General features: G+C 40.8%; 27 protein-coding genes and 1 pseudogene. 13 read left to right on the top strand and 15 right to left on the bottom strand.

Annotated features, from left to right (window positions below; genetic code table 11):
- Positions 1 to 56 precede the first annotated feature (56 nt).
- The 4 genes from AB0756_RS37320 (at position 57) to AB0756_RS37305 (ending at position 3154) form a co-directional block, all read left to right on the top strand.
- Complete coding sequence (locus AB0756_RS37320) at positions 57 to 239, top strand: DUF4278 domain-containing protein (protein WP_050045753.1); 183 nt, start codon at positions 57 to 59, stop codon at positions 237 to 239.
- A gap of 94 nt (positions 240 to 333) precedes the next feature.
- Positions 334 to 633 (top strand): hypothetical protein, encoded by a 300-nt coding sequence (locus AB0756_RS37315; RefSeq protein ID WP_050045752.1) that lies wholly within the window; start codon positions 334 to 336, stop codon positions 631 to 633.
- 12 nt (positions 634 to 645) lie between these two features.
- Positions 646 to 2346 (top strand): tetratricopeptide repeat protein, encoded by a 1701-nt coding sequence (locus AB0756_RS37310; RefSeq protein ID WP_038100318.1) that lies wholly within the window; start codon positions 646 to 648, stop codon positions 2344 to 2346.
- A 460-nt stretch (positions 2347 to 2806) separates the two neighbouring features.
- A complete protein-coding gene (locus AB0756_RS37305) occupies positions 2807 to 3154 on the top strand; it encodes a hypothetical protein (RefSeq protein WP_038100320.1) in 348 nt (115 codons plus the stop codon).
- Positions 3155 to 3473: 319 nt separating this feature from the next.
- Here AB0756_RS37305 and AB0756_RS37300 read toward each other — a convergent pair whose 3' ends face one another.
- Positions 3474 to 4763 (bottom strand): RNA-guided endonuclease InsQ/TnpB family protein, encoded by a 1290-nt coding sequence (locus AB0756_RS37300; protein WP_038079522.1) that lies wholly within the window; start codon positions 4761 to 4763, stop codon positions 3474 to 3476.
- 51 nt (positions 4764 to 4814) lie between these two features.
- Here AB0756_RS37300 and tnpA point away from each other — a divergent pair, with 51 nt between their 5' ends.
- Positions 4815 to 5213 carry an IS200/IS605 family transposase gene (tnpA, locus tag AB0756_RS37295; protein ID WP_038079531.1) on the top strand — a complete coding sequence of 133 codons (399 nt, stop codon included), beginning with the start codon at positions 4815 to 4817 and terminating at the stop codon, positions 5211 to 5213.
- Positions 5214 to 5307: 94 nt separating this feature from the next.
- Here tnpA and AB0756_RS37290 read toward each other — a convergent pair whose 3' ends face one another.
- On the bottom strand, positions 5308 to 6294 hold the full coding sequence (locus AB0756_RS37290) for a mycofactocin-coupled SDR family oxidoreductase (protein ID WP_050045751.1): 987 nt from the start codon (positions 6292 to 6294) through the stop codon (positions 5308 to 5310).
- Positions 6295 to 6397: 103 nt separating this feature from the next.
- Complete coding sequence (locus tag AB0756_RS37285; RefSeq protein WP_038073057.1) at positions 6398 to 7324, bottom strand: helix-turn-helix domain-containing protein; 927 nt, start codon at positions 7322 to 7324, stop codon at positions 6398 to 6400.
- Positions 7325 to 7866: 542 nt separating this feature from the next.
- Here AB0756_RS37285 and AB0756_RS37280 point away from each other — a divergent pair.
- Together AB0756_RS37280 and AB0756_RS37275 are read left to right on the top strand one after the other, a co-directional pair.
- Positions 7867 to 8187: a Mo-dependent nitrogenase C-terminal domain-containing protein gene (locus AB0756_RS37280; RefSeq protein ID WP_072040744.1), complete on the top strand. Its 321-nt coding sequence runs from the start codon at positions 7867 to 7869 to the stop codon at positions 8185 to 8187.
- 59 nt (positions 8188 to 8246) lie between these two features.
- A complete protein-coding gene (locus AB0756_RS37275) occupies positions 8247 to 9122 on the top strand; it encodes a class I SAM-dependent methyltransferase (protein WP_038073053.1) in 876 nt (291 codons plus the stop codon).
- 5 nt (positions 9123 to 9127) lie between these two features.
- Here AB0756_RS37275 and AB0756_RS37270 read toward each other — a convergent pair whose 3' ends face one another.
- Positions 9128 to 9598, bottom strand: a complete 471-nt coding sequence (locus AB0756_RS37270; protein ID WP_038073051.1) for a hypothetical protein — start codon at positions 9596 to 9598, stop codon at positions 9128 to 9130.
- A 218-nt stretch (positions 9599 to 9816) separates the two neighbouring features.
- On the opposite strand from AB0756_RS37270, the gene AB0756_RS37265 reads away from it, so the two are divergent.
- The gene (locus AB0756_RS37265) at positions 9817 to 10140 is read left to right on the top strand and encodes an antibiotic biosynthesis monooxygenase family protein (RefSeq protein ID WP_038073049.1); all 324 of its coding nucleotides are present in this window, start codon (positions 9817 to 9819) and stop codon (positions 10138 to 10140) included.
- Between the two features lie 82 nt (positions 10141 to 10222).
- Here AB0756_RS37265 and AB0756_RS37260 read toward each other — a convergent pair whose 3' ends face one another.
- The 4 genes from AB0756_RS37260 to AB0756_RS37245 all read right to left on the bottom strand — a co-directional run bounded on the left by AB0756_RS37260 (position 10223) and on the right by AB0756_RS37245 (position 13238).
- Entirely contained in the window at positions 10223 to 10597 is a 375-nt protein-coding gene (locus tag AB0756_RS37260; protein WP_038073047.1) for a DUF4870 domain-containing protein, read from the bottom strand.
- A 604-nt stretch (positions 10598 to 11201) separates the two neighbouring features.
- A complete protein-coding gene (locus tag AB0756_RS37255; protein WP_050045749.1) occupies positions 11202 to 12596 on the bottom strand; it encodes a lipase family protein in 1395 nt (464 codons plus the stop codon).
- 122 nt (positions 12597 to 12718) lie between these two features.
- Positions 12719 to 12880, bottom strand: coding sequence for a hypothetical protein (locus AB0756_RS37250; protein ID WP_202048614.1), 162 nt, complete (start codon positions 12878 to 12880; stop codon positions 12719 to 12721).
- Positions 12881 to 12989: 109 nt separating this feature from the next.
- Positions 12990 to 13238, bottom strand: coding sequence for an alpha/beta fold hydrolase (locus tag AB0756_RS37245; RefSeq protein ID WP_202048613.1), 249 nt, complete (start codon positions 13236 to 13238; stop codon positions 12990 to 12992).
- A gap of 287 nt (positions 13239 to 13525) precedes the next feature.
- Here AB0756_RS37245 and AB0756_RS37240 point away from each other — a divergent pair.
- Positions 13526 to 13798 (top strand): annotated as a pseudogene (locus tag AB0756_RS37240) (IS4 family transposase); the annotation flags it as partial.
- Positions 13790 to 14257, top strand: coding sequence for a helix-turn-helix domain-containing protein (locus AB0756_RS37235; RefSeq protein ID WP_336604405.1), 468 nt, complete (start codon positions 13790 to 13792; stop codon positions 14255 to 14257). The pseudogene AB0756_RS37240 and the gene AB0756_RS37235, both read left to right, overlap by 9 nt.
- A gap of 338 nt (positions 14258 to 14595) precedes the next feature.
- Here the strand turns inward: AB0756_RS37235 and rsgA are convergent, their stop codons facing one another.
- Positions 14596 to 15657, bottom strand: a complete 1062-nt coding sequence (gene rsgA, locus AB0756_RS37230) for a ribosome small subunit-dependent GTPase A (RefSeq protein WP_038073044.1) — start codon at positions 15655 to 15657, stop codon at positions 14596 to 14598.
- 449 nt (positions 15658 to 16106) lie between these two features.
- Between rsgA and AB0756_RS37225 the strand changes: the two genes are divergently transcribed.
- Positions 16107 to 17126 (top strand): SGNH/GDSL hydrolase family protein, encoded by a 1020-nt coding sequence (locus AB0756_RS37225; protein ID WP_038073042.1) that lies wholly within the window; start codon positions 16107 to 16109, stop codon positions 17124 to 17126.
- On the opposite strand, the gene AB0756_RS37220 is transcribed toward AB0756_RS37225, so the two are convergent.
- The 4 genes from AB0756_RS37220 to AB0756_RS37205 all read right to left on the bottom strand — a co-directional run bounded on the left by AB0756_RS37220 (position 17123) and on the right by AB0756_RS37205 (position 20111).
- The gene (locus AB0756_RS37220; RefSeq protein WP_038073039.1) at positions 17123 to 17734 is read right to left on the bottom strand and encodes a hypothetical protein; all 612 of its coding nucleotides are present in this window, start codon (positions 17732 to 17734) and stop codon (positions 17123 to 17125) included. The genes AB0756_RS37225 and AB0756_RS37220 overlap by 4 nt on opposite strands.
- A 72-nt stretch (positions 17735 to 17806) precedes the next feature.
- Complete coding sequence (locus AB0756_RS37215) at positions 17807 to 18514, bottom strand: ABC transporter permease (protein ID WP_237265877.1); 708 nt, start codon at positions 18512 to 18514, stop codon at positions 17807 to 17809.
- 37 nt (positions 18515 to 18551) lie between these two features.
- Positions 18552 to 19460 carry an ABC transporter ATP-binding protein gene (locus tag AB0756_RS37210; protein ID WP_038073035.1) on the bottom strand — a complete coding sequence of 303 codons (909 nt, stop codon included), beginning with the start codon at positions 19458 to 19460 and terminating at the stop codon, positions 18552 to 18554.
- A 54-nt stretch (positions 19461 to 19514) separates the two neighbouring features.
- Positions 19515 to 20111 carry a hypothetical protein gene (locus AB0756_RS37205; protein WP_237265876.1) on the bottom strand — a complete coding sequence of 199 codons (597 nt, stop codon included), beginning with the start codon at positions 20109 to 20111 and terminating at the stop codon, positions 19515 to 19517.
- 152 nt (positions 20112 to 20263) lie between these two features.
- On the opposite strand from AB0756_RS37205, the gene AB0756_RS37200 reads away from it, so the two are divergent.
- Positions 20264 to 20407, top strand: a complete 144-nt coding sequence (locus AB0756_RS37200) for a hypothetical protein (RefSeq protein WP_153021459.1) — start codon at positions 20264 to 20266, stop codon at positions 20405 to 20407.
- A 462-nt stretch (positions 20408 to 20869) separates the two neighbouring features.
- Here AB0756_RS37200 and AB0756_RS37195 read toward each other — a convergent pair whose 3' ends face one another.
- Positions 20870 to 21298: a hypothetical protein gene (locus tag AB0756_RS37195; RefSeq protein WP_038073032.1), complete on the bottom strand. Its 429-nt coding sequence runs from the start codon at positions 21296 to 21298 to the stop codon at positions 20870 to 20872.
- A 687-nt stretch (positions 21299 to 21985) separates the two neighbouring features.
- Between AB0756_RS37195 and AB0756_RS37190 the strand changes: the two genes are divergently transcribed.
- Positions 21986 to 22651 (top strand): DUF1877 family protein, encoded by a 666-nt coding sequence (locus tag AB0756_RS37190; RefSeq protein ID WP_038073030.1) that lies wholly within the window; start codon positions 21986 to 21988, stop codon positions 22649 to 22651.
- Positions 22652 to 22767: 116 nt separating this feature from the next.
- Here AB0756_RS37190 and AB0756_RS37185 read toward each other — a convergent pair whose 3' ends face one another.
- Positions 22768 to 23469, bottom strand: coding sequence for a DevA family ABC transporter ATP-binding protein (locus AB0756_RS37185; protein WP_038073028.1), 702 nt, complete (start codon positions 23467 to 23469; stop codon positions 22768 to 22770).
- Between the last annotated feature and the right edge of the window lie 74 nt (positions 23470 to 23543).

Raw genomic sequence — 23543 nt, 5'->3', positions numbered from 1 at the left:
AAGTTTGTTACACAATTTTATTGTTTTTTACCAAAATTACACGGGAGACTTATCTCATGCGTCTGAATTATCGCGGTTCATCCTATACTTCTACTTCTCAAAATATTGAAACTGTAACTTCTAAGATTTCTGCTCATTTTCTCGGACAAACTTATCAAATTCGGCGTGCAGTTCAACCTTCTAGTTTTCAATCAAGTACAACTCTTCAGTTTCGTGGCTCTTTATATTTCAGAGCTTAATTCTAAAAACAGGCAATGGGAAATATAAATTGAAGAAATTTTAACACTATCCCATTGCTTACTTCCTCTTACCTACTTGCTACTTTTAAAATAGATGAAGAAATATCCTATATCTTGGTCACAATACAAACAACTAGAGTTAATATCCTCTGAAGAACCAGAAGTGGTCATTCGCAAACCAACTTTGAAAGAGAGGATACAGTCTATTTGGGAATATTTAGTGATATGTTTGCTCGAACCGCAGGAATTGCGTGTTTGGTCTACAAGAGATCGCTGGGGCAACATTTGGTGGAGTGCTTGCGATCCCATAACACATCAGTCTATCCACAATACATCAGAGGCGGAAATATTAGCTTGGATAGAGCACCTTCATAGCCGAAAGGAGAGATTTTAATAGGAGGTTTTGATGAACAAAAAATTCATTTTATTTACTTTGTCTTTACTGATTGCAATTGGATTGTTGACATATCCTACTAAGCTGTTTGGTCAAGTCATGGCAAACGAGCCAAGTAGCATTTCTACTCGAGAAACTCATTCTTCAGTACCTCTGCTCAAGAATATTGGCAACTACCATCATCCCATATCAACTCGCTCAAAACTTGCCCAACGCTATTTTGACCAGGGGCTTGTCCTTGCTTATGGATTCAATCACGCTTTAGCAGTACGTTCCTTTCAAGAAGCAACAAAGTTAGATCCTAATTGTGCGATATGTTATTGGGGACTTGCACTTGTACAAGGACCAAATATTAACGCACCGATGGCTGCAGAAGCCATTCCATCAGCCTCTCAAGCATTGCAAAAAGCAGTTGATTTGAGCAAAAATGCCAGTGAGAAGGAGCAGGCTTATATTAATGCCCTAACAAAGCGTTACTCTTCACAACCCATTGAAGACCGCAAGCCTTTGGATATTGCTTATACCAATGCAATGCGAGAGGTACAAAAACGCTATCCAGATGATTTGGATGCTGCAACTCTGTTTGCTGAAGCTTTAATGGACACAATGCCTTGGAATTATTGGACAAGGGATGGAAAACCCAACCCAGGAACCACCGAACTTCTTGCCACTTTGGAGTCTATTTTAAAACGCAATCCCAATCATCCTGGTGCTCTCCACTTACACATTCATGCTGTTGAAGCATCTTCCCATCCAGAAACTGGGGTCACGAGCGCAGATCGTCTTCGCAATTTAGTTCCAGCCGCTGGACATTTAGTACATATGCCAGGTCATATTTATATTCGTGTTGGACGCTACCATGATGCTGTCGTCGCCAACCAAAAAGCCATTGATGCTGACAAGCAATCTATGTCCTTAACTCCATGTCACACCAAAGGAATTTACGAACTGGGTTACGTACCCCATAACTATCACTTCCTTTTAGCAGGGGCTGTGATGGGAGGAGAAGGGACATTAGCAATTCAAACCGCCCGCGAGACATCGGCAATTGCAGATCGAAAAGTGATGCGTCAACCCGGATTTGGAACTTTACAGCATTATTATGCATTACCACTGTATACTTTAACAAAATTTGGGAAGTGGGATGAGATTCTCAAAGAGCCAGCACCAGACGCAGACCTGAAGTATCCCAATGGAGTTTGGCACTATGCAAGGGGAATGGCGTTAACTGCAAAAGGTGAACTGAAGCAAGCCACAGAAGAATTGGAAAAGTTAAGAGCTATTGCTGCTGACCCTGCATTAGAGAAGGTGACAGTTTGGGATATTAATTCCACTGTCAGTTTGATGAAAATTGCTTCTGAAGTTTTGGCTGGTGAACTCGCAGCAAAGCAAAAGGACTATACACAAGCGATCGCTCACTTGAAAACTGCTGTTTCATTAGAAGATAATCTCAGATACGATGAACCTGCAACTTGGTACTCTCCTGTTCGGCAATCATTGGGAGCCGTTTTGCTGGAAGCTAAACGCGTACAAGAAGCTGAAACTGTATACAGGGAAGATTTAGAACGTTATCCTGAAAATGGTTGGTCGCTTTTGGGGCTGACAAAAAGCTTAGACGCACAAGGCAAGACAAAAGAAGCTCGTTCCATGCAAAAGCGATTTGAGAGAGCTTGGAAGTACGCTGATATCAAGCTTGTTGCATCACGAGTTTGAGTTTTGATGGCAGTGGGTTCGCGCAGTCATACAGGATGGGCATCCAAGCCCATCCTAAAAAAGGGACAATTTATTTCTTGGAAATCGCGTACAAGACACGCTATAGTTGCTCAATCCTACTTTATAACTCAACAGAATAAAAATATCGAGCAACAATAAGTTGATACCAACCGAGCGCTATAGGAGATCGTAAAATATGAAATTTTGATGCATAAAACGTGGTTTGCCAACCGTTTAAATTAAGAATTATTATACTTTGAAAATTTCGACGTTTTTGTTAAAATTACATATGTTATACCAATTCTATGTGAAGTTGCACATTATTGCCCTCACATTGGAAATGTGGGGCTATACAAACAAAGCCTGCCTTCGCAGGCTAATTGTATGCATCTTCATAGAAAATTGGTATTAGTAAAAATCGTTGGTATTTACATTAAGTTCCTACAAAACTAAAAAGTTTATGACAGCAAACAATATTAGGCAACAAATTTTAGAGCGTATTAAAACATTACCCGGAGAACAGGTAAAAACTCTCCTGTTAACATGGCTAACTAGTTCATCCGGGAATTTAGAAGATTTTGAGCACTTACTGACAAATCAATCTACTCAAACAACAGAAGAATCAATTGAGTACGGTGAGATAGACACAGCATTAAATTTTCAACCTCTTACTGAAGCTCAAATGGTTCAGCAAAGCCAATCTGCTCTCGAAACCTACCGTCGCACAGGTTCAGGAGTGATGCACGATCGCGTGCGAGAATGGGCAAACAGTTTAGGAACTGATACTGAACTCCCATCTCCCACATAGTTTGGAGTGAAACTGCAATTAACGACTTAAATCGTCATTGCGATTTTATAAAACTTAATAATACTGATGCAGCAGCACGAGCAGTACAAACAATTGTCTCTTCAGGCGAAAGTTTGCAGTAAAATCCTCGTCGAGGCACAATTGTAGATGAAATAGCAGGATTGCGGAAACTTGTAGTTTCTTTTGGTAAGTACGGTTTTATAATTCACTACGTTATTCTTGAGGATGATATTGTAATTTTACGCGTCTATCACGGGCGAGAGAATCGACCTCGTTAGTATTAATTTTCTCAGAATATAAACATAACAATTTGACATACTCACCGACCTAAAGGTGCGGTGATTCTTGACACTTCATCGACTGATGCGACCGTTGTCGTCTGACTCTGTCTCTGTGTCCGTTTAAGGTCGTGCCGATGCCCCATGCCGACCATTTCTATATTTCTACAGGCATTCTCATCTCTGTCGTGTTCAGTACCGCAATTTAGACACAATACTGAACGCACAGAGAGATCAATTTTGCCCCAACGATACCCACAGCAAGAGCAAGTTTGACTAGTAGGTTCCCATCTGCTAATCACCCTGAATTCCCGGTTAAGCTTTTCAGATTTAGCCTCGCACAATACCCGGAATTCTCGCCATCCCTGCAAGCTGATTGCTCTTGCAAGTTTGCGGTTTTTAACCATTCCTGATACGTTTAAATCTTCCAAAACAATAGTTTGGTTCTCGCTAACTACTTTGGTTGATAACTTATGCAGGAAATCTTTGCGGGTATCAGCGATTTGATTGTGTCGTTTAGCAATCTTTAACCGAGTAACTTCACGGCGTTTAGACCATGATTGTTGTCTTGCTAGTTGGCGTTGTAGTTGGCGAATTTTACGGTCTTTCTTTAAGTAATTTGGGCTAGTTGCTACTTCGCCATTACTCATGACCGCAAAAGTTTTAAGACCTAAATCAATGCCAATGCTTTGGTTTTTAGCGTTGACTTGAATAGGAGCTATCTCTACAACGAAACTGAGGAAATAACGATTAGCACAATCTTTGATGACTGTTACGCTGCTTGGTGCAGATGGTGAGCAAGTTCGAGTCTTGGCGGTTTCCGTCGAGTCGAAACTTGCGAACCCGGAGGGTAGTTGTCTTGACCAAACTGGCTTAACATTGCCAATCTTTGCCAAGTACACTTCATCTCCTTTGATAGAAAATCCACCAATTCTAAACCGTGCTGATTGTCTCCCTGTTTTCTTTTTAAACTTGGGAGTACCTACTTTTTTGAGGCAGCGCGTTGCGGGGGTTCCAAGCGTTGTAGCGACTGCCGTACCTTTTCTTTTACCTTTGAGTGAATCAAAAAAGTTCTTGTAGGCAACACCTAAATCAGCAACAGACTGCTGTAATGGAATGTTAGAAACATTAGACAACCACGATCTTTCATCAGTCTTTTTAGCTTGCGTAATCACCAACTTTTGCAAGTCGTTGTTACTGGGCAACTTTTCAGACTGCTTACAGATAGCCAACGCATCATTCCAAACTACGCGCACACAGCCAAACAACTGAGCTAAACTCTGTTGCTGTTGGTCTGTTGGGTAGAAACGGAATTGATACCTGGCTTTCATAGACAGTGCTATAATTGGTCTACAAAATAATTATACATTGGTCTACAGAGAATGACAAGCCAGTTTCGCAGGGAAAGACACTCTGTTACAGACTTAAAAATTCACTTGGTCTGCGTTACTAAGTATCGTAGGTCTGTATTTACAAAAGAAAGCCTTGAATTAATTGATAAGACGTTTAGAGAAGTAGCTAAAAAGATGGACTTTCAAGTAATTGAATTTAGCGGCGAGGATAATCATGTTCACGCACTTATTGAATACCCTCCTAAATTATCTATCTCTCAAATAGTTAATGCTTTAAAAGGTGTTTCAAGTCGCCGCTATGGACAAGCTCGATACCCGAAACCTAATAAAGATGCCTTATGGAGTCCTAGTTATTTTGCTGTGTCTGTAGGGGGTGCGCCAATTGAAGTTCTAAAGCAGTACATCAGGAATCAAGAAAAGCCGTCCTAGAAGGACGGGGCTTGTATCCCATTCTTTTGGTCAAAGCTAACTTTTGCAAAAGGTCGATTGAGGACTACTTGTGTTCATTTAACATTTATCTAAATTAAGCTGTGTATCTTGCATTGCCACCAGCAGCAACGTCAAGAACTGCACCAGAAATATACTGAGCATCATCTTTTGTCAGGAAAGCGATCGCTGTGGCAACATCAGTGGGTTCAAGTGCTGGTATTGGCAAGGCATGATAAGCGAGTGCTACCTTATCTTGGTCTTGGGCTGTGTTGGCGGAAGTTGAGCGACGTTGTCCTTCACTCCGATAAAGCGGTGTGTTAACAGCACCTGGTGCAACGGCATTGACTGTAATATTATCTTGCCCCAGTTCCAGCGCTACAGATTTAACTAAACCAATAACGCCCCACTTTGTAGCCGAGTAGTTAGCCACTCCTGCAACACCCATGCGCCCGCCAATTGATGATACGGCAATAATTCTGCCACGCTTTTGCTTTTGCATATGTGGAATAACTGCCCACATGGAATTAGCAACGCCTGTTAAGTTAACATCAATAACATCGCTCCACTGTTGAGAAGTCATTTCATCAAAAGGACTCCAGATGGCAATGCCAGCATTAGCGACAAGAATATCAAGCCCACCGAGTTCTCTCAAAGTCGTTTCAGCAGCCTGCTTCATAGCTGCTAGATCCCGAACATCCGCCACAATTGGCAATGCTCTGCGACCTTCAGCTTGAACAAGCCGCACGGCTTTTTCTAATTCTGTACGATTTGCCAAACGATAGCTGTGAATATTCCTCACACCTTGTGGTTGCGCGATATCAAGCAATGCGATATCTGCACCTTGCCGTGCTAACTCAACGGCTGTTGCAAGACCAATTCCTCTTGCTGCACCTGTCACTAAAGCTACCTTACCTGAAAGTGGGAGGGAGGATGGTGCGGGTGATTTTGCGGTTCCTGGTTTTTGTGGTTGTGCTTCTGCTTTTTTAGGCGATAATCCCGCACCGACTCCCACTCCTGCAACCGCCAATGCTGCATTTTTAATTAAATTGCGACGGGTTTGATTAACTTTTTTGCTCTTCATGATTTTACCCTCAGATAAATTTACCGTTGAAATCCTTACCTGATACAAAATTTAAGATGAGAGCCACTTAGCAAAATTGTAAATTCTTGCTCTTGTTTTGGAATTAAGAAGCGAGAGGAATCAATGGGTGCGCTTGTAGTTTTGAGAAGTTTTTTGGTAAAACACCAACAATCTGCTTAAAAGCTTTGGTGAAATGTGCTTGGTCGTAGAAACCAACTTGTAGACCAATATCTGTTAAATTCGCATATGGAGAGATTGAAATTAATTGCTTAGCTCGCTCTACTCGATTTTGCAGCACGTACTGATGGGGAGAGCGTCTAAGCGATCGCTTAAACAAACGAGCAAAGTGATAGGGGCTGAGATTGACTTGGTCTGCTAAAGCAATAAGACTCAAATCCTCGCTTAGATGATCGTGGATATACTCAATAGCTTGTCTCAATTGCAATCCCGATAGCTTTCCTTTTGGTTCAAGAGGTTTTTTACTGCTAACCCCATGATGTGCCAATAAATGTAGTGCAAATGCCAATCCCAGAGATTCACCGTACAATCCTCCAGCATAATTTCTGGATTTCAACTCTGTTTTGAAACGCGACGCAAAGTGAGTTACAATCGGGTCATATTCGCAACGTCGTTCTTGAAAAGCGACATTTTCAGTTGCAACAGTATCTTGAAAAACTTGGCTGACAAATTCTGGTTCCAGAGATATTGCGACAAACTCAAATTTTTCTCTCCAACGGGGTGCATTCATATCTCCATGTGTTTGAAGGCAAAAGTCACCAGGTTTGAGAAGCTTCTGTCGCCAACGACTACTATCTTTCCATTCATAATGGATTGGTTTGCCAGTATGGACAATGAGACGGTGTCCTTCAATGTAGTGTTCGGGGAGTTCAAGCGGTGCGATTTGGTGAAGTTCTACCGTAATTCCGCGCCAGCCCGCATTCATACTTGAGAGTAACACAGTTCCATCAGGAGCAGCCGGGAAAATTTCTTGCGTCGTGCTGTCAATCAGTTGAATCTGGCTTTTAAGCATAGTTGCGCGAAATATAGTTGACGGACTTTCACCAAATTCAGATTACCACCAATGATAATCACACCAACCCTAGCTTTGTTTGTGCAGCTTCTAGCTGAATTTTTAGGATTTTATTTTGTTCCCTAAGTACTCCTGGTGAATCAATCTGACAATCATCAAAAGTCACAGAGTCCATATCTATGAACTGAGCGATCGCTAACTCAATCACTCACTCTGGGGAAAGTTGAGTTTGTTGGGAGTATTCCTCTATTGGCTGCCTAATACGCTCTAGCAACTAGCCCAGGTTATTTTTAAGTGCGTTTGCTTCAATTCTTTGCATAGTACTTGCTCTATGATGGAATTCTACTGTTATATCTCCACCACAGTGTAAGGACTATACACAAGTCTAATGTTTAACTAGTCACTGTTGTTAAACTTTGCAAACTGATTCAAAACAGTTAAGTTAGAGTTATAAGTCATAAAATAAACTTATATTTTTCAAGTAGTGTCATTTCTCAGAATTATCTTTAAACTGCTAATTAGTAGTTTACAGAGACACAACAATGCTTAACTTCATCAGAAACAATCCTTATCAGAACGACTGCATTAACTTCCAATTGAACAGCCTGGATCTCCTGCAACCGATTCGTCATTGGCTCGATCGCATCGAAATCACCAGCCCCAAAATAGCCCATTTTCTCTGCAGATCGATTCCAGTTCAATGTCCTTTTGAGCGCGATATCTATCTTTTTGGGCAAAAAGTAGCCCATATTCCGCCTCTTTGCAAGCTCAATCCCTTTTACGAGCAAGTTTCCAGTTTGAGGTTTCGCGCCCTTTGCTACCTTGCTGATGAGTGTGGGGAAGACGTGCGTTGTTACTGTTAAAGTCGCGAGTTTCCCAGTTAGAGAAAAAGCAAATAGAAAAGCTTAACCAAGAAAAACCCATGAACGCATACCAAGTCAATGACTTCGATAAAATTAGCCTCACTGCTTTCATGGTAAGTTTAGCCAGACAGTTTACAGATATTCCCCATGCTCAAGATCTGGCACAATTGGTAGAAGCGCAAAGATTCATAGAGATATCTTTACCGCAAAAGCAAGACAAGAGCGTTTTGCTGACAGCACGCGTGGAAGCTCGCTACAAAGCAATTAACCAAGTCATGGCTCAATATCAAATAACACAAATTCTTGAGCTAGCATCTGGTTTGCTACCGCGTGGTCTTAACTTATCTTGTGACCCTAACATCACTTTTATTGAAACCGATCTGCCTGCAATGATTTGTTGCAAGCAGCAACTGGTTCAGCAACTTATTGGGGAACGTCCCAATTTGCACTTTGTAGAATTAGATGCTACTAGCAGTCGCAGCGATTTTTTAAAAAGTACCTTTCATTTTAAAGCAGAACAGCCAGTCATGATTTTGTGTGAGGGGTTGCTGACCCATCTTACACTGTCAGAAAAGCAAAAAGTCTGTAGCAATGTCCGAGAAGTGCTTCACGCTTATGGTGGAGTTTGGATTACCCCTGATTTCATTGATACAGTGAGCCTTTCGCGATCGCTAGAAAATGACCCAGAATTACAAAAGCTCATACAAACGGGAACCGACTTTACAGGTAGATCTTTAGTCGATCGTAATTTTACAACTCCCGAGCAAGCGCGACAATTCGCTTCCGAACAAGGTTTTCGCGTGGTGGAGTATAGTCTGTTAAATGTAATAAACGAGTTAAGCTCTTTAAGATTTTTAGGCGTTGATGCAGAAGTGGTTAAGAAAATGCTCGCCACTCAGTCTGTCTTTGCACTGACTCTTGATACTGCTTATTAAAGTAATTACTGATTTCTGAGATCTTTAAATGGGGGAAGTGCTCGATTGGGAGTTGTTCGCAATCCTCCATTGGTGCTGTTTGGACTGAGATACACTCCACCTGGTTTCATCTTATCTTTTCTAAGAATGACACGAGTTCCATTGCGGTAATAGAAAGTTTTTGTGCCATTACCATTATCAATTGTATTGGAAGGGTAAAGAGTACCGTTATTTGGTGTAGTAATTCTACCATTGGGCGCAATGCGCGTTCCAAAAGGATACCTTAAATAGTTACCTGTACCTTGCGAACCATAGGAATTAAGATCCCTTTGCGCCCACGCTAGTTGAGGTGTTAAAGAACCCAAGACTGCTACACCTGTTATAAGAAATTTGAAAACTTTTGTGCGATCGCCCAGTCTGCGAGCAGTAAGAAATAAATTATACTGCGATACAACATTGTGGCTGAGATGTTTGAATGCACTGTTCCCAGGAATCATGGAATTTCTCCTGTATATTCTGCTATCTACTATTATGTTTTTTATGATTGATAATGCTTTCTATCTATTTACCGATATAAAGTAAATGTTGGGTTTCGTTCCTCAACCCGACCTACGTGTTTTCGTATTTTTAGGCTTAACTGACAAGTCTTGAATCTTAAATTACAAAATACGATATATTGCAAAGGATATAAATAAATATTTTTCTTGAAAGAAATATGATTTTAGAAGTTGCAATTCTCCAGATAAAACCCGGAAAATCACCAGAATTTGAGAAAGCTTTCAAGCTAGCTTCATCAATTATTTCTTCAATGAATGGCTATGTGAGTCACGAGCTACAACGATGTTTGGAGGCAGATAATAAGTATATTTTACTAGTGCAATGGGAAAAATTAGAAGACCATACAGTTGGTTTTCGTCAATCCTCAGAGTACGAACAATGGCGTCAATTGTTGCATCATTTTTACGAGCCATTTCCAACAGTAGAACATTATGAAATGGTAGTCAGTAACAACCTCCAATCGCAGTTAATTAATGAATGATTTACAAGCATAAAAGCAGAAAGTAGGAGTTAGAAGGAATGCGTTATTGTAAATTCTCCCTAACCCCTGCATTTTTTTGTAATTAAAACAGTCGAAAAATGAACGGATAACGGAACGGTTCGTCAGGATTGCTAAAACAATGTAACAATGCCCAAATTGTCAGTCCCCAGTGTAGTAAAAAGCCAAACGCAACAACTGGAAAGAACAAAATTCCACCAAGCCCAAAGGTAAGCCAAGATAAAATACCTAAGGGGACTCCAATGACAGTCGCCCAAAACCAAACATTAAAGTGAAAATTAATAGATTCTTTGGCGTTACTTTTAACAACTGGGTCATCCGAAATTAAGTTAATTACTATTGGAATACCAATCGAAAACAGCGCTGTGCTGAAGAATATTGCACCGTGAGACAGAGATGACAGCAATTTGCGCTTATCAGAATCGTATGTAACTTGCATCCTGGAAGCTCCTCAATTCTCTTTTATAGTTTTAATTTTAAATGGGATTGAGGAGCTTTCGTATACAGATTACCGTACTCCAATAAATCGTTTATCCAGTATTCATCTCTCCAACTTCTTCAAGGGTGTGTCACACTACTTTTTTAGCCCCCTAAATTTTAAAGCCCCCGCTTCACCCCTGAAAAAGGGGACTTTAAAAGCATCCTAGCCCCATTTGTCACAAGTTAAGGCTGCAAGGCAGTTGTCAAGGGGCTTTTAGAAGAAGCTTGGAAGAAAAATTGGTCAGTGCCTCGCTGTTTTTCAGGAAAGGATGCAATGATTAACTTAATCTGTTAGGAAATTTTTTATGACCAGCAGACTCTATATTTTTGTTACTAAATTCATACCTGTGCGCTTCGCTGAGGCTATGTAACTTGGTTTCTAACGTCTCATCCGGCAAACTTGCTATTGGATGCTGTTTTAACTCGACTGTTTTCACTTTCATTAATTTGGAAAACTGTCAGCCTGTGCTTTTTGTAAGGTTATTTCAGGTTTTGGAGGTTTGAGAGCAATCGCGAGATAAGCGATCGCTCTATATTAGTGGCTCAGTTCGAGTGCCATTCTGCTACATCCCTTCAAGTCGGCGCATCGTCAAGATGCGATAGTCACCCATGCGGTGATCGCCAATATCATCGGAATCAAGGTTGAAAAGGCTCGCATAGTAACCCTGAAGCCGTCGCCACCAAGACATGGGGTTCCACAAGGCTATGATTGCATTATTATAGAAATTCCCAAACGCATCAAAGTATACCAGATTTCCGCCATGCTGGTACCCCATGCTAGGGATGCGAGGAACAATGTCATTATTGTTGACTACCCGGAAGTAACGGGCTCTGGCTTCGGCATCAAAGGCTTTCATAAAAATCCGATCGCCAATGCGAGGTTGACCAAAGGTATAAATCCCAGCAACCTCATAGGTCGTTAACTCTCGATCTTTATCTTGACAGAAGGTGGCACAGGCGAGGGCAGCCAATGCACCACCTAAACTATGTCCGGTGAACCAAATCGGTTGATTGTTTGTCCGCAGTTGCTTGACGCGATCGACAACCTGAGACAATACAGATTCCATCGCTTCATAAAAGCCCTTATGTACTGCACCAGCACCAATCTTCCAAGCGGTTTTAAGCAATTCCAGGTCGGTTCTCCAATCCTTCAAATTCTCAGTACCCCGAAAGGCGATGATTATTTTTTCTGCATCACCCACGACCAGACATTGGGTATCAGAGCCAGGGAGGTCGATGAAATGTTCAGTGCCGTTGATGGTGAAACCCAGTTGTTCCATCTTGGCTTTACTAACTTCGGGACTACCATAAGCCGCTTCTGCACAGTAAGCCATATAAGCCATGTTGGCAGCACTATAGCCTTTGACCTTCGGCTCAAATAACCGTCGCAGCAGCGCTGCTTCAGAGCTAATGCCGACATTATCTTGCGTGCCTTCGGCTTTAAGCGTCCACCATTCATTCGCATTGGGCACTGTTGTTATGTATCCCTTATACCAGGAGTCACGGGATAATCGCTGGTTTTTGTAGTGGAGGTTGGTCAGATATACCTGATCGCCATAGCGAATCTTGTTGTCTGAGTTGCGATCTTTCTTGGTGATCCGCCAATTTTGTTTGGTTTCATAGAAAGTAACTTCCCAGAATTTCTTGGTTTGCTTGCAGTCGCTCCAATAGTAGCAATCGTGACTGTCTTGAAAGGCTCCTAGAAGATTGCAATCGCCCAACTCCGATTCAGTCGATTTCAGTTTGATGATGCTGCCATCCGTGAGTTCGCCCTCTGACTGACCCACAATCTCAAACTTCACTTTGTCAGTCCCATCGAGCCGAGGCCAATTATAGCGATGGGCTTTGCCGCGATCGCATGCGGTGATGTACCGCCCGCTCATATGTTCTAAGTAAACGGTGTCGCCAAATTTGATGACATCAGATGTGGCAACTTGGGTTTGAGTTTGACTGCTCATTGTAAATTCTCTCCTCCGTTATCAAAATCTCCTGAATACTCACGCTAATTGCTTCATCAATACAGATTGCTGTGGGAGCGGTACAGGCTTTCTAGGTTGGTACTTTTCGGCAAACCAAACTTTTATGCAACAGGAGCAACAGCAGGCACATCTGATTCTTGTTCAGTGTTACTCAGATTATTAGGATTAACTTTGCCAGTGGTGAGGAAGCGGAAAGTCTCTTGGTAAAGGCTTTGCCAAAAGCGATTACTCATATTTTGGCTGACTTCTGTGGGGTCTACCATTGGGTGTGGCACTAGATCAGTAGTAGGATATGTATACAAGTAATGCCCTTTTTGCTCACCACCAATCTTTTTAAACAAGTCTTTGTTTGTATCGATATCCGCAGCATCCTCATTTGGAAAATAGGTAATCTGCCAATCGCCACATTTGGTGAGGACTAGCACTTAAGCCGTGGAACAGCAGTACCGTCCCACGAATTGGTTGTCCTGCATCATGAAAACGATAGTAGGGGACAGCACCAGCTCGATGATTTGGGCTGGTCTTAATGCTGTGAATATATGCATCAATGGCTTCCTGAGTCTTCCTGATTTGGTCGGCGTTAAGAACTACGGTTGTACTTAGAGTTGTGGTCATATTCATAAGAAAAGAAAACGTTTTTAGGACGGTTGTTGCACGACTTTTATAAAACTTAAAAACTAAGTTTTTACAAATATTTTTAAGAATAGTATGAAAATGTGTGGCTACAAGTCAGTTTTTGTTAAAAATATTAACATTTGCCCGTTGGTGCTGACTTATTTAAAGCAGCTTTGGCAATATCACCTGAAGGGGCGACAAAATAGCCTGAAAAGCTTATGAGTTCAAGTGTGCAGCAAGTTGTGGTAAAAAAAGATAGGTCTACCTTTGTCAACAAGACCTATCTAATGACAATGATACCTTTATTTTACCAAACACACTTAAAAAGTCAATTTAGCCCAACTGAATACTTACTGCTAACAATTTTAATTAATGTTTTACAGTCAATTAAAAAAGTTAGTTTAGAAGCATTAGCAACAAATCTCCCAATCCCTATTTTATTTGAAAGCAGACGAAAAAAATTACAAAGATTTTTATCCTTACTATTCTTAACAATTGAAAAAATTTGGTTTCCGATTGTTACTACATGGTTGTCAACATATTTTCAATCTGACAAAATGATTTACAGCAGTTTCCGATGTTATGAGGTACAGTTAGTATTAATAAAATCAAAAGATAATACTGTCATGAAAGCATATTCAGTAGATATTCGAGAAAAAATAGTGGCAGCGCATATTGAGGAAAAAATCTCGATTCGTCAAGTAGCACTCAGATTTGCAGTGAGCAAAAGTTTAGTACAAAAGCTAGTAAAGCAACAAAAAAGTCATGGTAATTTACAACCATTAAAACCGGGTAAGCCACGATTTAGTCATCTGACAAATGCGGAATTAGAGTTAAGAGAACTAGTGTCAGAGAATCCGGATGCAACAATAGTGGAATTCTGTGAATTATTTGCGGCAAAGACAGGTAATTGGGTGAGTCAGACGGCAATGTGTCGTTCTTTACAAAAATTAGGATTAAATCGCAAAAAAAAACATTGCGGAGTAGCCAAGCAGCAACTCCAAGAGTTCAAAAACTCAGAGTAGAATATTGGGAAAAAGTCAAGGAGATAGAGCCAGAAAACTTGGTATTTTTAGATGAAACAGGGGTAATACTGGGTTTAGCAAGAACGCATGCACGTTCACAAAAGGGAACAAGAGTATATGAAATGAAGCCATTTTACCGGGGAGCAAAAGTTACGGTGATTGGAGCAATAAGTCTTAAAAAAGTTGTGGCATTAATGACAATAAATAACTCATTTGAGTATTTTAGCTGATTGACAAAATGCACTTTTTCTTAACCTGTCACGGATGTCCTAGCCCTTCCGATTAAAGGGCTAGGGGGAATCTAACACATTGAAAACACACCCTAACCCTCTCCCCAATCAACGCTTTTTGTAATTTCGGATTTCTTTATGAATTTTTTTCCATCGTTCTTTCTCCAATAAATTCAACCTTTGGTCTTGCTTGCGAGCAAGATAATTCAGTTCTTTTTGCAATTTTTGATAGTTTAGAAACCTGCGATAGTCGAGCGTTCCTCCATCCAATGCTTGTTGCACTGCACAACCTGGTTCGCGCTCGTGCTGGCAATTTCGGAAACGACACTGTTGTACCAACATTTCAATATCTGCAAATGTTTCCTGCAACCCCTCGTCCCCCGACCAAATTTGGAGTTCCCGCATACCTGGTGTATCGACAATCAAAGCACCTGTTGGCAGTAAAATTAACTCTCGATGGGTAGTTGTGTGCTTCCCGCGATCGTCTCCTTTTCTTACCGCTCGAACAGTTTGAACTTCTGTTCCTATCAATTGATTGCTGATAGTGGATTTACCAACACCAGACGATCCCAGTAAAGCCACGGTTTGTCCGGATTGGAGGTAGGGTTTTAAGGCATCCAAGCCTTGAGAAGTGCCAGCACTTAAAACTATAATAGGTACACCAAAGGCAATTGCTTCCACTTCAGCCACGCATTGTTCTACGCGCTCGCATAAGTCTGCTTTATTAAGCAAAATAACAGGCGTCGCTCCACTATCCCAAGCTGTCATCAGATAGCGCTCGATTCTTCTGGGGTTAAAGTCTCCATCCAATCCCGAGACTAAAAACACTGTATCAATGTTAGTAGCAACGATTTGTTCTTCCGTTTTAGCGCCTACAGCCTTACGAGAAAATTTGCTTTTTCTGGGTAAAATTGCCTGGATAGTTGCTCGCTTTTCAGAATCCCTCACCCGAATAACAACCCAATCTCCCACAGCAGGAAAATCTTTTGCTTCAGTCGCTTGGTATCTCAGTTTACCCGTGACCTCTGCTGACAGTTCTCCGCGATCGCTATAAAGAACATAAGTATTTTTGTGTTCAATAGCTACCCTAGCGACAGTCAATCCTTCTTTGCGTAATGGTTCAAAGCTAGAAGCAAAAAAATCACTCCAGCCCAAACAGTTCAAATTCATTTGTATTTCCTCGGTGCATGCAATTTTTTTGCACAAGGTTCACAGAGGAATTGCACGCTTCATTCCTGCGCGATCGAGGAAAGAACGATACTCTCTGTACCTTGTGTGGAATATGTTGAAAAAGCCAAAGTGTCATTAACGGCTACAAAGACAGTCATCGTTTGTCCTCTCTATATATTGTGATTAATGTTATCAACAATTTTACTACTGTAAATTCCGGACATGCTAAATCCTGTTAATAATAAAAAACTAGTGAAGATACTTACTAACAGCGATCGTCTGTGATAGCTTGTTTAAATAATTGCTCTGTATCCTGGTACGTAGAATTACCTGTTGGGTTTCTAGAAAAAGTTCCTTTTTTAGAGAGCAGTAAGGATTTAGGCTAAACCAGTGCTATCTCTGTTTACTAAGTTTAATAAAGTACAAAAAATACAAAGAACAGCGTAGATATGAAAAAAGAACTTTTGACAGCAGGATTGGTCTTCGTTTCTTTAAGTGTGCCGCTAAAAGCTTCTGCAGCCTTTAGCCAATTTAACGTATTTGGTGATAGCCTGTCTGACACTGGTAATATATTTAACATTACTCAGCAACTGCCTTCAGGTGCGATTCCTCCAAGCCCGCCGTACTTTCAAGGACGTTTTTCCAACGATAAAGTTTGGGTGGACTACCTCGGACAAGCTCTAGGATTAACACCCACTTTATCCACCAATCTCAGTACTACGATTCCAACCCAAGGTATCAACTTTGCTTTTGGGGGGTCTACCTCGGGTCAAGGCAATGCTTTTGTTCCTGGCGCACCAGGAGTGCTGGCGCAAGTCACCGGGTTTCTAGCAAATAACCAAACGGTAGATGCGAATGGGCTCTATGCTGTGTGGGGAGGAGGAAACGATTACTTATTCGGTCAAAATCCTGACGTTGTTCAAATAGTAAAGAATATATCAAATTCAGTAGAGTTACTTGCCCAAGCAGGTGCCCAAAATATTTTGGTATTTAATTTACCCGATCTAGGCAAAACTCCAATTGTATTGGGATCTGCAAATTCCCCCATTTTAACCGCTGCAACCAACGCTCATAATGCGGTATTAGCAACATCTATAGCTCAATTAAGCAATAATATTCCTGGAGTTAATATCATCCCTGTTGATATTAATTCGTTATTTAATCAGGCGATCGCTAATCCAGGAGAATTTGGTTTTAAAGATGTGACTACCTCTTGCGTAATATATAAAATTACAATAAATCAAGTCTTGAAAACCTGTGATAATCCCAACGATTTTCTTTTCTTTGATGAAGTTCATCCTACTACAAACGCTCACAAGTTAGTTGCAGAAGCAGCGCTAGCCGCAATTAGAGCTAAGTCCGTACCCGAATCTTCGACAACCTTTGGTTTGTTAACGTTTGGGGCTTTGGGTGCAGCAGCAATGTTCAAGTATCGACGGAAACAGCTAGCCGTGACGGAAAAGAACTAATCGTGGCAATGTAAAGCAACAGCCAGATAATTTGAGTAACGGAATTTTATTTCTTGAACTTTCTGTTCCCAATTTATCTGGTCTGGATTCATTGCTGTTTCTCCCTTCAAATTTTTGACAAAGCTTTCTAAGCCTGCATAAAAACCTAACTCATACCATTGACCCTCTGGAGTGATAATTGCGTAAGGTACTACTGAAGGAATTTCGCTTACGCGACACGGGTAAAAGATAGGTTCTGATGACTCAGCGCTTTCTTGCTCGATAAATTTGTACCAATCCCATTTGCCTTGAGGATTGTGGGTATATATTTTATATTCACCCTTTTCGTCTACACCATCTATAACTTCATCAAACCATTCTAATGTCATTTTAGCTAAATTTTCTAAATCATCATTCTTTACTCCCCAATCTGAAGCCATTTTTTCTATCTCATCTTGGGGAAGATTTTTCAAGTATTCTACTTCTTGTTGTAGTTCGTTTTGACTGAGATATTCTTTGTAAGGTTCTACTTCTAAATAGGAGTAGTAAGGATACATAAGTTCCTTAACTTTTGCTTCAACATCGTTTGTATCTGAGGGAATTATGACTAAAGTATTAAAGTGAGTCATATTATTTTTAATAATTTTGTAGAAATTATAAGAGAATCTTTTAAAAGATAGATGCAAGATACAAACGTAATTCTACTGCTGTCGCCAATCTACCTTACGTCCCACCAAGTAAAAGGTGAAGAGCGAAAAGCCAATCAAAACAACTATATCTATGATTAATTTTTGAGTTATACCTGTTGGAAGAAGAGTTTGTCTCAAAGCATCAGCAGCGTAAGTTGCAGGACTTAAATGCCCTAAAAGAATTGCTATTTCTGGTAAACGACTGGCTGGAATTAATACCGGACCAATAAATAACATAACCATTGTGAACAGCAAACTTAAAGAGCCGCTTTCTTCCGGAGTGCGGACATATGTTCCTATAATTGCACCAACACCTGATAAAGGTAAAACGCACAGGGGAATCACAAGCAGAATGAGCGGGTTGAACCTCAGAGGAAGTTGGAGGTAAAAAACACCAAATCCAAGACTTACTAATAACGATGGTAGCGATAGCAGGAAGAAGGACACAACAGTTGCTAAAATTAGAGCTTCGCGGCGAATGGGTAACGTTGCGTAATAGTCTAAAGTTCCCGCAAATCTCATGTAGGTAAATCGAGACGATACGTTGCCCAAATTACCAAACATGAGGGACATAACGAGATTACCTATCAAAATATACACCTGTGCTTCCTCTCCCGTACCTCGGGCAAAGCTACCAAGAGCAACAATTCCCAGTATGGGAGTGATTGTGCTATTAAGGATTATTGTCTGCCAAGACCAACGCCAGTTAGTTAGTTCCATCAGAAATAAGTCCAAAATTTGTACAAATATCGAAGGGTTATGCTTGGGTGGCATAGTGCAGGTATAAATCTTCTAGAGTTGCTGAGTAAAGTCGAAAGTCGTCTATCTTATCTAAATTAAGGCTATTAAGAGTTGACGTGACTTGAGCCCATTCCAATAACACCTGCCAATGACCGGGTTCTAGTGGAATGTAAGTTAAACTAGGTGGTAACTCTGGCGGAGAGTCTGGTGAAAAAAATAATTCCAAACGCAATATTCGATCTACTTGTTGCTTGAGTTCGCTGGGGCGTCCTACTGCTACCAATTCTCCTGCACGCATAATCCCAACTCTTTGAATTGCTTTTTCTGCTTCGATCGCATCATGAGTAATCAAAATAATCGTCGTACCTTGTTCCTGATTAATTTGACGTAGATTATCCCAAACAAGTTTGCGACGTTGGGGATCGAGATCGTTCGTTGGTTCATCGAGAATAAGTACGGGTGGCAAACCTGCCATTGCGACTGCTAAACGCAACAGTCGCCTTTGCCCGCCAGACAGACGCGAACTTGGTTTGTGGCGTAGTTCGCGAATTTGCCACAAATCCAATAAGTAATTACACTCTTTTTGTGCGTCAGCGCGACTCAATCCTCGAAGGTGAGAAGTAAAGTATAAAGCTTCTCCTACAGTTAAATTATTGAGTGCGCCGCTTTCTTGAGGCATATACCCTACGTTCATTTGGACTAAATAGGGAGCCTCAACAATATTTTTCCCAAGAAGAGAAATCGAGCCAGAATCGCTTGCCAGTAAATTGACCATCTGGCGCACTAGAGTACTTTTACCAGCGCCATTATCACCTAAAATCCCAAAAATTTCAGCTTCAGAAATTTGGAGGGAGATGTTCTTGTTAGCAGGTTGGGTTTGACCGGGATAAGTTTTAACTACATTTTTAATGTCGTATATAATCATGTTGACTCTAAGACTTCTCTATCTTGAGACCAACTGCATTCTATTGCTTTTTGATTATCTTGTGGGACTATCAACGTTCTCAACATCGGCTGGCATACATATACCGAGCGCAGAAGTAGATTGAGAATAGATTGTCTTTACTTGGGGGTTACCCCATATAACAGTAGTCCCAAGAGCAACAAGCGCTCCCAATGAGATACCCGCAAGACATCTCACCTCAGAACGAAGACGCCTAATCTCGTCTTGACTTGTATTATCTATTCTTGATAAAGAGTCTAACTGGGCTTCTGGAAGTATGGGAGTAGGAACAGGTTGTGGTTGTACAACAGTGAAAGTCGCTTGTAAGTAGAGCCAGTCAGCAATCAATTGAGGACAATTCTTTTGAAACCAACGCAGTGCAAAGATTTTAAAGACTGGTTTGGACATTCTCGCAATTGATTTTGCCACAGCATTGAGAGAGCGATTCTGAAGCTTTTTGTTAATTAAGTTTACTGAAGCGACATCGTATAGAGCATCCAAAATAAGCTTTACGGTGGCTTCCTCATTTTTAGCTAAATGATTGAGTAGCAGAAGAACATCATGCATTCGCTCTTGTTGCATTTGTTCCTCTGCCAATTGTTGCGGAATTTTTACTAACTTTGAGCTAGACACTGTATTAAACGAACCAACGGGTGGGGTTAAGGATGGATAACCCAAAGCATAACACTTGGTTTTAAAAGTTGCCTTCCATCGGAAGTAAATACATCATTATTTACTATATATACCCGTAGATTTACAGGGAATTGAACTACAGCATAACTGTTATGAATCAATTGAAATTATATAGCTACTTCAGAAGCCGCGATCGCTCTTTGATACGAATAGAGGAACCAACCAAACAAAACTGTGTAGGTAAAATCAATGAGACCACTCGCGAATCGCTTGGTCAGTCAACAGTAACGCCATAGATTCGACCCAATTGATAACAGTTTTACTCAAAAATACGTACTTCCATGTCAATGAATTCTGCATCATTGTCTTTTGTTATCCTTGCTTGCCTTTCTTTTTGAATTTTGGCACACCAGCAGTTTTTTTAAAACATCGTTTCCATGCCTCACCCAAAGCCATTAGTGCTTGCTGTGGCGTGCTTTTAGAGCATTCGTATTTTTGAGTTCATGGGTCTATCTTACCTAATACTGACCCAAAAAAGTCGTATTAACCCTACTAAAAACGACCACTTATTAAAACCCTACTCAAAAACAACTGGCGATGCATAGAGGTGAGTAGGAATTAAGTTACAGTTCATTACCCTTCAACCCAAACACTACAACTCAATAGTTACTTCTACCTAAGGGATGACATATTAGGGTGTTGCAGTTTCAAAGACTAACAACTAAAAATCCCCAATCTCTCATCCCCATAATTAATATTTAGTAAACGTAAATTCCGCCCGTTTGCTGGAAGTTAATTGTTGTATCTCCCGCACCCGAACCTGCTTGTCGAATTGCTACAGTTACAACATTGCCATTAACTGTAACGTCATAGTTTAATCTCACCAGTGGTTCCATAGCATTAATTAGAAGGAAATCAGGAAGAATAACACCTTTACGTACAGTGTTGCTTCCGGGAGGTAATTTCCCAGTAAAACCTAGGTCTGTTAAACCATATTCCAACATTAATCCCGTTTTATTGACTAATTGAAGTTCGACAGGGGCTTTGGGGCTAGCAACTCGTGCCACAGGTTGCCAGTCACCTGGGGTGTATGTGCTGGCGGGTGGTGTTTGTGCTTTAAGAGCAGAAGTAGTCATTAAACCCACTATTAAAAAGCATACAGCAGTTGAAAAAATCCTCAGTTTCATTGGTATTACCTAATAAGAATTGAATCGAGAAAAATGCAGACCTACTTCACTGAAATCATATTGGTGTCTGGAACACAATTGACTAACATATTCAACGAAACGGCACCAACTATTTTAGGCACTGTATCTACCAAAACTGTTATAGTATTTTCCCTAGTTTTTCCAATAGGCTACCGCCTCCCGTGCTGAGCGCTCGCGAGAGATAGAGCTTTGTACCCTTCTGGTATAACAAAATTAGCTTTATTCGTTCTTCAACTTAATCAACGTCTAAGATAAAATAGTCAAAGTTTAGGAGATCCGCATAATTTTACAGTTAGAAGCATCCCAATTTGGAAAAAACACGTTTGCGATTGAAATCGCCGCTATACAAGCTAAGTCCACCTACGTGAACTTAATAAGAAGTCCGCTTAGGCGGTGCGTCCAGGGAAAGCAGGCGAGTTTCCTGCACCGTGGGAACTGGGGTATAGCCCTGCGGGCATAGCCTGCGGCATCGCGTATAGCCCTTACGGGCATAGCTTAGCATCGCGAAGCGTGTCGCGATAGCGACGAGAGCGTGTGCCTTGCACATAGCGTCTCCGCTCCTAAGATACCCGAAGGGACTTTGTTTGTATAGCCTCAGACTTCTATTCTGAAGGCAATTGGTACTCTTTGGCATGCTCATCTTACAGTCAGGCAATAAAGCAGCATATGGGTATAGAAGGAAACTTTAAACAAATATCTTCACCTCTCTTAAACTTAGTGACTAAAGATCTGTATTTGCTCGATCTGTATCTTCATGCTAAAAAAGCTTTAGAAACAGATGCATTGCTAACTCTGCCTAAATATTTGGAATCCAAAAAGATTTACGTTCATGAAAACTGGGATGTTCTTCTAGATGAGGAGGAATGGAGAATTGGTAGACTAGATATTGATGTATATTGGCATGCGATTCACTATTTGCTGACTGAAGACATATCCTTGTGGGAAGAGAGTAAATTTCCCTTTATTGTTGCCATAAAGGAAGAAAAAAACCGTCTATTAATCAATGCAGTTATGGGCAAAACGCCTATTGATGGAACCAAAGGCGATTTTAAGGATTATGGCCCTGTAAAATACCTAAATTCTGACGAAACTCATACAATTTCTAAAGCCTTGCTTAAAATTTCACTATCAGATTTTAGAGAAAGATATAAAGAAGCTTGTATATTCAACCCTAACGCATACGCAGTTATTTGGGAAAATGATGAATGGGAATATTTTTGGGAAGTATTGAAGTTAATAACAGAATACTACAGAATAGCGGCAGATAAAGGAAGAGGAATGCTACTCTATCTTGGTTGTTTCTACGCGAGCGATTTTCTGTGGGAAAGCTAATCCTATACCTAAGAATAATCGCTAATTGTCAATATAACATTCTGAATTTTGATAATCAATTGAATCTTTTGCATAGTTGACGGATGCAATCGCCCTCGCGAGAAAAATTTTTCGATTTACTGAATATTGCTGCTCATTAATTCTTTATTAGCTAAACGACCGTCTTCCATATAGACAGTGCGATCGGCTATATCAAGAATACGATTGTCGTGAGTAACTAACAAAATGGTGCAATTCTTTTCCTTAGCAAGATGTTGCATGAGTTCTACAACATCGCGACCGGATTTTTTATCGAGAGCGGCTGTTGGTTCGTCAGCTAGAACAATTTTAGGTTCTGCGACTAGGGCGCGTGCAATCGCAACTCTTTGTTTTTGCCCTCCGGAAAGATCATCGGGATAGTAATTGATTCGCTGACCCAATCCCACCTGTTCTAGCATTGCGATCGCACGAGCAACCATTTGTTCGGAAGTTATGCCCTGATGCAGTTCCAAACCCATTTTAACATTCTGCAATGCCGTAAGACTGCCGTGGAGATTGTGTGCCTGAAAAATATAACCGTTATTGCGCCTTGCTAATGTCAATTCTCTCGCACTTGCACCGCATAATTCTCGATCTAAAACACGCATGCTACCAACCTGAGCGGAACGCAGTCCTCCAACAAGAGTCAGAAGAGTTGTTTTTCCAGATCCAGAAGGACCTGTCATAATAACAATTTCACCAGGGTTAATTTCTAAGTTGATATCAAATAAGACTTGTTTGCGAAGTTGACCGCGACCAAAATAATGGTTGAGATTTTTGATAGAGATGACAGGGTTCATATTAGTTATTAGTTGTTAGTAGCCATTAGCCATTAGCCATTAGCCCTTCGGGTTCGCCAGTCCCCTACGGCGGG

The sequence above is a fragment of the Tolypothrix campylonemoides VB511288_2 genome, from assembly GCF_045999855.1.
In the GTDB taxonomy this organism is placed as follows: domain Bacteria; phylum Cyanobacteriota; class Cyanobacteriia; order Cyanobacteriales; family Nostocaceae; genus Scytonema; species Scytonema bouteillei_A.
Note: the sequence above shows the minus strand (reverse complement) of the source record. Positions and strands in the feature narration are given on the sequence as shown.

What these genes read in the sequence shown, in the direction of transcription:
- AB0756_RS37315 (WP_050045752.1), top strand. Translation starts at nt 334, where the DNA reads ATGAAGAAATATCCTATATCTTGGTCACAATACAAACAACTAGAGTTA.
- tnpA (WP_038079531.1), top strand. Translation starts at nt 4,815, where the DNA reads ATGACAAGCCAGTTTCGCAGGGAAAGACACTCTGTTACAGACTTAAAA.
- AB0756_RS37215 (WP_237265877.1), bottom strand. Translation starts at nt 18,514, where the DNA reads ATGGAACTAACTAACTGGCGTTGGTCTTGGCAGACAATAATCCTTAAT.
- AB0756_RS37290 (WP_050045751.1), bottom strand. Translation starts at nt 6,294, where the DNA reads ATGAAGAGCAAAAAAGTTAATCAAACCCGTCGCAATTTAATTAAAAAT.
- AB0756_RS37210 (WP_038073035.1), bottom strand. Translation starts at nt 19,460, where the DNA reads ATGATTATATACGACATTAAAAATGTAGTTAAAACTTATCCCGGTCAA.
- AB0756_RS37275 (WP_038073053.1), top strand. Translation starts at nt 8,247, where the DNA reads ATGAACGCATACCAAGTCAATGACTTCGATAAAATTAGCCTCACTGCT.
- AB0756_RS37185 (WP_038073028.1), bottom strand. Translation starts at nt 23,469, where the DNA reads ATGAACCCTGTCATCTCTATCAAAAATCTCAACCATTATTTTGGTCGC.
- AB0756_RS37255 (WP_050045749.1), bottom strand. Translation starts at nt 12,596, where the DNA reads ATGAGCAGTCAAACTCAAACCCAAGTTGCCACATCTGATGTCATCAAA.
- AB0756_RS37265 (WP_038073049.1), top strand. Translation starts at nt 9,817, where the DNA reads ATGATTTTAGAAGTTGCAATTCTCCAGATAAAACCCGGAAAATCACCA.
- AB0756_RS37300 (WP_038079522.1), bottom strand. Translation starts at nt 4,763, where the DNA reads ATGAAAGCCAGGTATCAATTCCGTTTCTACCCAACAGACCAACAGCAA.
- AB0756_RS37285 (WP_038073057.1), bottom strand. Translation starts at nt 7,324, where the DNA reads ATGCTTAAAAGCCAGATTCAACTGATTGACAGCACGACGCAAGAAATT.
- AB0756_RS37305 (WP_038100320.1), top strand. Translation starts at nt 2,807, where the DNA reads ATGACAGCAAACAATATTAGGCAACAAATTTTAGAGCGTATTAAAACA.
- AB0756_RS37250 (WP_202048614.1), bottom strand. Translation starts at nt 12,880, where the DNA reads ATGGTAGACCCCACAGAAGTCAGCCAAAATATGAGTAATCGCTTTTGG.
- AB0756_RS37270 (WP_038073051.1), bottom strand. Translation starts at nt 9,598, where the DNA reads ATGATTCCTGGGAACAGTGCATTCAAACATCTCAGCCACAATGTTGTA.
- AB0756_RS37320 (WP_050045753.1), top strand. Translation starts at nt 57, where the DNA reads ATGCGTCTGAATTATCGCGGTTCATCCTATACTTCTACTTCTCAAAAT.
- rsgA (WP_038073044.1), bottom strand. Translation starts at nt 15,657, where the DNA reads ATGAATTTGAACTGTTTGGGCTGGAGTGATTTTTTTGCTTCTAGCTTT.
- AB0756_RS37200 (WP_153021459.1), top strand. Translation starts at nt 20,264, where the DNA reads ATGAATCAATTGAAATTATATAGCTACTTCAGAAGCCGCGATCGCTCT.
- AB0756_RS37190 (WP_038073030.1), top strand. Translation starts at nt 21,986, where the DNA reads ATGGGTATAGAAGGAAACTTTAAACAAATATCTTCACCTCTCTTAAAC.
- AB0756_RS37280 (WP_072040744.1), top strand. Translation starts at nt 7,867, where the DNA reads ATGCTTAACTTCATCAGAAACAATCCTTATCAGAACGACTGCATTAAC.
- AB0756_RS37245 (WP_202048613.1), bottom strand. Translation starts at nt 13,238, where the DNA reads ATGAATATGACCACAACTCTAAGTACAACCGTAGTTCTTAACGCCGAC.
- AB0756_RS37225 (WP_038073042.1), top strand. Translation starts at nt 16,107, where the DNA reads ATGAAAAAAGAACTTTTGACAGCAGGATTGGTCTTCGTTTCTTTAAGT.
- AB0756_RS37220 (WP_038073039.1), bottom strand. Translation starts at nt 17,734, where the DNA reads ATGACTCACTTTAATACTTTAGTCATAATTCCCTCAGATACAAACGAT.
- AB0756_RS37260 (WP_038073047.1), bottom strand. Translation starts at nt 10,597, where the DNA reads ATGCAAGTTACATACGATTCTGATAAGCGCAAATTGCTGTCATCTCTG.
- AB0756_RS37310 (WP_038100318.1), top strand. Translation starts at nt 646, where the DNA reads ATGAACAAAAAATTCATTTTATTTACTTTGTCTTTACTGATTGCAATT.
- AB0756_RS37195 (WP_038073032.1), bottom strand. Translation starts at nt 21,298, where the DNA reads ATGAAACTGAGGATTTTTTCAACTGCTGTATGCTTTTTAATAGTGGGT.
- AB0756_RS37235 (WP_336604405.1), top strand. Translation starts at nt 13,790, where the DNA reads ATGATTTACAGCAGTTTCCGATGTTATGAGGTACAGTTAGTATTAATA.